Here is a 6,889-nt window from a genome sequence, read left to right on the forward strand (position 1 = left end):
AAGTATACCTGAAGCCGCCGGGCTTTGCCCGCGCAGATATCGCGATTCACCCAATAATTTCAGCAGTTTACCGTTTATGGATGGGCACTAGACTAAGACTAGGCTTTCCAAATCACTTCTTCCCAAGATATTCCATCACCTTTTCCCGGCTAGGCCCGGCCGCGCGGATCGCCTCCAGAGCCTTCTGCCGCGTAACCTTTGCTGCATTGACGATATAGGCAACTTCGTGCTCTTGCGTCGATGCAAGCTTGCGGTCGCGGCCTTGCTTCTTCGGATCGTCTGCCATGGTTCTCCTCCATCGATGATAGAAGGATAGGAGCAGTTTATGGCACGGCAAGTGCACACCCTTGACGGTGGCTCCGCCCCCGGAGGATATGTTGGCGCAGAATGAAGGGGCTCATACGAGAATGACAGACGAGCAGCGCGAGGCCGCCGAGAACTTGCACGAAGCGATGCGGATATTCAATGAGACGGTTCGCCAAGCCGCGTACCGAGGTCTGCATGTGGAATTGCAGATAGTCGAAATTCGCATGAGCGAGGGACCGACGCCGGTCCCGCAGGTGAGCGCTTCGGCACGCCTATAGCTTTCTTCCGAGAAGATTACCGACCCCTTAGGACGTTGGTCCGTTGAGAGCGGCAAAGGTCCTACCCCAATTGCGGAACCAATCGCGGGGTGCAAAATGAGGTTGCAAAGCGCTGACGGCACCGCGAGACCCCTGCCGTTGGCGAGAGGTCCCAGAGCAGCCCGAAAATTGCCCCGCTCTGGGACCCAACCTCCCGATTCAGCGATCTACCGCCCCGCCTCGCAAAGAGGTGATGATCGCCATCAGCTTCGTTATCTCAACAACTTTAGATAGTATCTTGGCGACCCCTGCGGTTGTGCAAGCACGGCCAAAATCAAATCTAGCCATGCCGCATTAATGCTCGACGGGAAGGGACGATCCGACTTCAATGGTTGCAGCGTGCGCTTGCTCACTCTTCGATGATGCCGTACGGCCCGTAGGCGGCGCGCCAAAGCGCGCCGTAGCGCTTCTGCCGCCCCATTGCGATTTCGCCGTTGGCGTTAAACGTACCGCTTGCGATCTCCGCCTCGCGGAACTCGAAGCCTTCCGGCAGGACGATGCGCGCGCGATGGAGGGCGCCGGTCACGGGATTCCTGATCGGCTCGAGTTCGAGCTCGAGATGGCCGTCTATGCGAAAGCCGCCGGTGCGTTTCTCTATGTCGCTGTGAAACTCGATCAGGGCGAAAATCGGCTCGAGCTCTTGGGCGATGGTGGAGCCATAAATATTGAAGACGGTCGTCGGCTCCTGTTCCTTGCCGCCGAGTATGGCGAACAGGGCATCGATCTGCGCCTGGTTCGCATTGGCATCGAAGAACCCGCGAACGACACCGCCGCCCTCATGCACGGGACCAGGCCAGCGGTAGACGGCAGCAACCTTCAGCCCATCGAGCCGCAGATCGCCGAACCATCCCTCTTCGATAAGCATGCATTCGAGGCCTTCGCACAGGCCCTCGGTCGGCTTGCCGTTGAATTCGCACGGGCAGCCGTAATCGCAGCTGCACGATGCGATCTTGGGGCCCTTGATCGCCCAATCAACATAGGCCATGGCAACACCCCCGATTTTTCCCGTAGAGGCAGAATGTATCAGATACTGCTTCGACCGGCCAGGAACGCCGTGACTGTCCAGCGGATCGCTGAAGCCCTGGCAAGCCGCCGCGTTGCCCCGATGGCGTTGGCGCCGCCAACTCGAAGATCCATAAAGGGATGTTATCTGGTATGCTGTATCATTATGTCCGGACCGCCACCTTCGTCCCTACGAGAAAGACAGCCCAGACGGTGCGGCAGGAGGCACCTGGCGAAGAGCGAATTATCAAATCTCCGACGTTCCCGATGATACATTATGCGACGTTTTTGGCCCAGAACGTGAACATCAGGGCAACAAGCTGTACAGGGCACACGAGAGCAGGCTTCTTTGCGGCGTCCACGCCTAAGTCAGTGAACGGGAGCATTGCGCCTCCATTCCGGCAATTTGCCACTTGTTTCAGAGCTCCCTTAAAGCTGCCGTTCGATGAAGTCCTGGGGACGCCGATATCTTCCGGCGTCGCCGACGGCGAACGATTAAGGGAAGGCTTCGATGGATAGCGAAGTCTCACTTGGGTGTATCCAGGCGCTAAAGGCCCGGTGCGGATCGAGGGGGCGGGACATTCTGCCTCGTTGAGGTTCAGAGGCTCCGACGTTGGTCTCGGTAGGGCTTAGGAGGGGCCAGACGGCCTTCACAAGCGCAACAAAGCGGAGGACGGTTTCGTGGTGCACGGACGGCTTGATTCCTGATCGCCACATGGCTTGGGGATGCGAAGGGGGCGCGGCGCTGACGATCCCCCTTGCCAAGGTTGCAGCGCTACACCATACAACGCGCACTATCTAAATTCGGCATGTTCGGTGTTCTTTGCGAAGTTCAATCGGCATTTGGGCGAACCGACGATCTCCGCCATATTCTTCCTAAGAGGGGCATATGTATAATCAGCCACAGAAGAAAACCGCGCGGACCGCTGCTCTGAGACATGCCGTTGAGGTGCTTACGGAGAAGCGGGAAATTGGCGCAATAGTAAGTCAGAGTTATGTCCGGCAGGTTAGAGATGACCTTGCAAAGCGGACAGGTCACGATAAATACGCAGCGGAAAAATGCGACGACCAGGCCATTCAGGCATGGCAGAATTTTTGGCTAGGCAAAGTTGGTACCAGAACAGCAGGAGACCTCGTCGTCGCCTATCTGGCTGGCCCCGAGCCAATGAATGATTTTGACGAGCTTGTTGCACTTGGCGTACACCCACATAGCATCTATGCATTCGAGTCCGAAAATAAGACATTCAACGAAGCCCTGGCGAGTGCCAAAGCTTCCCACTACCCCCTCATCAAGATCATAAAGATGCCCATGGATCGGTACCTGCAAGCCGTTCCGATGATGTTTGATATTATCTACTTCGATGCGTGTGGGCCGCTTCCCAGCACATCTCAGGCGACACTAAGAACCGTCGCGAACATATTTCGATACCAGCGCCTCAATCCACTAGGCGTCTTGATCACGAACTTCGCCAAACCGGACATCGGCGACGTCGGTCAACTTCATGCTTATTCCGACATTGTCAGTGCCTATCTGTACCCGAAGGGAATGCTCGAATCCGGGAACCCGGAATGGAACATGACCGACGGCGCTGTGGCGCACGGGATGATCCCGAAAGGGCTGCCTGAAGACGAGTCCTTTTTCCATAAAGTCAAGGCCGATTTTTCGAATTTTTACGGTCAGTACATTACGAGGCAACTGTTCGATCTGGCGTCGTTCATAGTGCCCATGGCTCGCCTGTCGGCGTCCGGACTGTGGCCGCATTTTTTTACCAAGTCTCCCGTCGAACTGGCTCCCCATGCCGCAGCGCTAAAATCGTTCGATGAGACCTTGGAGTTCGGTGGTGGTGACTACATAGTCGACGCCGACATGAACACCGTCGGGTGGACGCTGGCGTCGCTGAACAAGCACAAGGACGAGAACTATCTCGCGCCGGACGTATCGTCGTTTAAATTGATCGACACGTGGCGTAGAGAGCTAGGCGGCTTGCCCAATATCCCGGTGGATGATGTCGTTCACGCCTATCTGCTGCTCAGAAATGAGGGTGGTGGTCAGTGGCTAAAACCCGCAATGAAGGAACTTGTGGCTGGGTACGCCTACATGCAAAATATGTACATGTTCTGCGACGTCCCAACATCCGAACTGGCTCTTTTTCCAGTACTCGCTCAGTACGCGATGCCTTACCACTACAATGCTGAGCAAACCCGGCGGTACACATATGTGGCGGAGGGCAGGAGCACGGAGATGTTCCTTGATGTCATCCCGTTTGATACTTGCCGGTATCTTTATGACTGGCTCCCGTCTACGGAGTTGGTACAAACCTCCTTCGATACCGAAGCGCATCAGCTCGTGTATCGCTTCGCCTTGGACGGCCTGATGAAGCATACGATCCGCTACAACAATGAGTATGTATTCGGTGGCCATGTGATGGGCGTGAATGACGACGGGTATTCGGAACGCCTTCTCAGTGTTCGACGAAAAATAGGTTAGTTCCGAAAAGTATGTTTCAGCATCGAAACCACTTCCTTCTGGCTCATCGAAGCTGAACGCAATTAGAACGGAAAACGCAACTAGCAAGCCATCTTAATGCGTTCGCAACCTTTAAGTTTTTATCTGAGGCTGATCCACTTCCGGTTCACCAGTTGATTTCGGAGCGGTATCGCGCGCAGGTTCGATCCGCACGCTTCGTCGATTCATCTTTTAACTTTGATTTTCAGGACTGCCATGGATCTCCACGACATTATATTTCGCGCCAAATGCCATCCACCGTCAGCTCCGGAATCCGTCGTACAATACGGCCATAAGATGGACCATCGAGATAAGACAAGGGGGAAAGCCCAGTGGCGAATCTTGCTTCCAGAAGAGCGCGAAATCTTCAGGCTTGCGATGATAAATCAGTGGATCGAGCGCAAATTCGCATGGTCATTGTATTGCCCCGATGGCCTCGTCACTAACCTCGGGGTCGATAGAGATCACACCACTGAACTTTTCATCGCAAAATTCGATGAACATGCATCACCTGCCTGGCACGGATATCCATGTAACTACAAGGAGCCACAACAACGCCCGCCCGAAACGGTTCTGCGGGACTGGCTAGATCAGAGTTTCTTACCTCCGGCAAAGATCCGGAAGATAGCGTCGGGCCAAAGATGCGCAATCTGAAACTTAATATTGAGGGAAGTTGGTGGGATTCGCTGCTGTACAAGGGCCATCTGCACCTCTTCGGTACAGATGGCTCGATTTCTGTATTCGCTTGGGAGACGTTAGTTTCCGAGCTCGCCCAATCCATTGCCGGAGCGGAGAAGGCGCTTCGGTTTGCGTTCAGTGAGAGCAATGCAGTCTATCGTTCTACGATGAACGTGGAGGATGTTCGACGTTGCTTTGACGAGCTGCCGGCAACCGAGTTTGATATCAGCTCTAAGGAGCTCGCTAAGTATCGGGTCAGTCAAGCCGACAGCGGCTTCCCTTTCCCTCATGCCACAAGCTCGTTTCATTATGACCGAATGATCGTAGCGACATCGCGAGGAATCTTTGGCTCACACTATAACACGAATACCCAAGACCGATCAGAAGTTGTAAGACTCTCCCCGGTTGGGGCAAACCAAGCTTGGCCGGCGTACGGTAACGTGGCTGTCGCAGCTGGTAATGCTGGTTTGTATCAGATCGACATACGGGTCCAGGACCGCGAATGGCCCAAGGAACAGGAAGGCGACCATCTTTCCGCGAGGACCTGCGAAGCTTGTGATTGGATGTTTGGCAACATTATAGGCATGTCCTTTGAGGAAGGGAGCGTCTTAGCTCGTTTTAGAACTAGATCGTTAAACGATCGGACAAGCCCGGATGGGGCAGATGCCTTTCAATCAGATGACCGCGAGGCCGACATTAATTGGCAACGCTCCTTCAGCTCAGTGGATCGTCTCGAAGAGGTTGTACGCTCCAAGTTTGACCCTAGCGATCGAAAGCCTCTCACGTGGGGAAGTCAGGACAAGCTGTATAAGGTAGAAGGTAAAAACCTTGTAGTATATAGGCTCTTATACAACGGTAAACTGCAGTTCATAGGAAAGCTGGATTTGCCGGCCAACCTGACAAATCTCGTCTCGGTCAAGACTTCCCTTTTCGGGTTGGTATTCGAGTTTGACGACTCCCTTCTGGTCTTGACGAGTGACGGCCAAGCTCACGCCTTAGATGGTGAGCCAGTAAATTGGCGTGTCTTCCCACGTTCACGGCGCTATGAGAATCACCTTCACGTCCTGGGAGAGACATCATTGGCGATCTACTCTTTTAACCAAGATGTGGAGCAGGACCAGTTCAAGAAGCTCATAGGTACTCGGGCACCCGCAAATTGGAGTGAGTAACTAGCCAAAATCCACACCGCCCCTCCAATAGCAGACAGCGGCAGGGTTGCGACCAGACGAGCCCTGCCTTGCGGCGCGATGGATTGTTCGGTCATCGGTCCAAGTCCGAATCAAAGTAACCCACGATGTCAGCAGAACCTGGAGACTCCCATTCGGGTGCGGCGCCGCCTTTTAAAACCGACCTGGAAAGCAAGAGGTTCGATGCGCTGCACGATACTTCGCTTACCATGATGCAGGCCGGACAGGCACCGCCGCGGCTGTCGCAGAGACTGCCCGATCCGCAGCGCAGCATGCGTGGATCAATTGCGCGGCGCAGGAAGTCCATCGCGTGATTGCGCCACATGGCCGAGATGTTCGCGAGATCCGGAGTCATGCCTTTCCGGTAGATCGTGAAAGCAAGATCGGCGGGGAATATGTACTCGCCGATGCCATCGCGATCGAGCCCAGACGCATCCGCCAGCGCGTGTATAAGCTGATGAGAGAGCGAGTGAAGCAGCATGTAGACGAACGGCGCAAGCTCGCGCGACCTGCCTTGGCGTTCCTTTTTCTTGTACCGGTCGAGGAACTGGCCGAAGTCCTCATATGACTCGAGATATGCCCTTGCAAGGTCTGATCCGTTGTCTGGGAGGCCTTCGACATTGTTTTTGTCGAGCCATTTTAGGACGCGCTGCTCGTCAAGCTTGATGTAGAGCGCCTCGTTCCTCTGCTGCGTGACGTAGATCGGCCTGCCACCATCCCGCATCGTATCGAACGCCACCAGGCGCACGGGCATTGGGACTTTTCGGTTGTTCGACTCTCGCTGATACACTGGCGTCGACGAAACGCGGGTGGTAAGCGGCAAGCAGACCCCGTCTGGCGGAGCGGGTGAGCGGTCAGGTATCGGTAACGGACACGATGAGCTGCTGTGAGCT

At 55.0% G+C, this 6,889-nt stretch carries 6 protein-coding genes; 3 read left to right on the plus strand and 3 right to left on the minus strand.

The annotated features are described in order from the left end of the window. Nucleotides 1-112: 112 nt before the first annotated feature. The gene (locus tag ATC00_RS30560) at nucleotides 113-286 is read right to left on the minus strand and encodes a DUF3606 domain-containing protein (protein ID WP_064506639.1); all 174 of its coding nucleotides are present in this window, start codon (nucleotides 284-286) and stop codon (nucleotides 113-115) included. A 91-nt stretch (nucleotides 287-377) separates the two neighbouring features. On the opposite strand from ATC00_RS30560, the gene ATC00_RS32735 reads away from it, so the two are divergent. After that, nucleotides 378-584, plus strand: coding sequence for a hypothetical protein (locus tag ATC00_RS32735; protein WP_153045143.1), 207 nt, complete (start codon nucleotides 378-380; stop codon nucleotides 582-584). A gap of 388 nt (nucleotides 585-972) precedes the next feature. Here ATC00_RS32735 and ATC00_RS00220 read toward each other — a convergent pair whose 3' ends face one another. Further along, nucleotides 973-1,608 (minus strand): DUF1326 domain-containing protein, encoded by a 636-nt coding sequence (locus ATC00_RS00220; RefSeq protein ID WP_064251580.1) that lies wholly within the window; start codon nucleotides 1,606-1,608, stop codon nucleotides 973-975. 906 nt (nucleotides 1,609-2,514) lie between these two features. On the opposite strand from ATC00_RS00220, the gene ATC00_RS00225 reads away from it, so the two are divergent. Beyond that, nucleotides 2,515-4,113: a ferredoxin reductase domain-containing protein gene (locus ATC00_RS00225; RefSeq protein ID WP_064251581.1), complete on the plus strand. Its 1,599-nt coding sequence runs from the start codon at nucleotides 2,515-2,517 to the stop codon at nucleotides 4,111-4,113. Nucleotides 4,114-4,772: 659 nt separating this feature from the next. Then, on the plus strand, nucleotides 4,773-5,978 hold the full coding sequence (locus ATC00_RS00230) for a hypothetical protein (RefSeq protein ID WP_064251582.1): 1,206 nt from the start codon (nucleotides 4,773-4,775) through the stop codon (nucleotides 5,976-5,978). A 91-nt stretch (nucleotides 5,979-6,069) separates the two neighbouring features. Here ATC00_RS00230 and ATC00_RS00235 read toward each other — a convergent pair whose 3' ends face one another. Then, nucleotides 6,070-6,750, minus strand: coding sequence for a DUF1998 domain-containing protein (locus ATC00_RS00235; RefSeq protein WP_234782218.1), 681 nt, complete (start codon nucleotides 6,748-6,750; stop codon nucleotides 6,070-6,072). Between the last annotated feature and the right edge of the window lie 139 nt (nucleotides 6,751-6,889).

The organism is Sinorhizobium americanum (assembly GCF_001651855.1).
In the GTDB taxonomy this organism is placed as follows: domain Bacteria; phylum Pseudomonadota; class Alphaproteobacteria; order Rhizobiales; family Rhizobiaceae; genus Sinorhizobium; species Sinorhizobium americanum.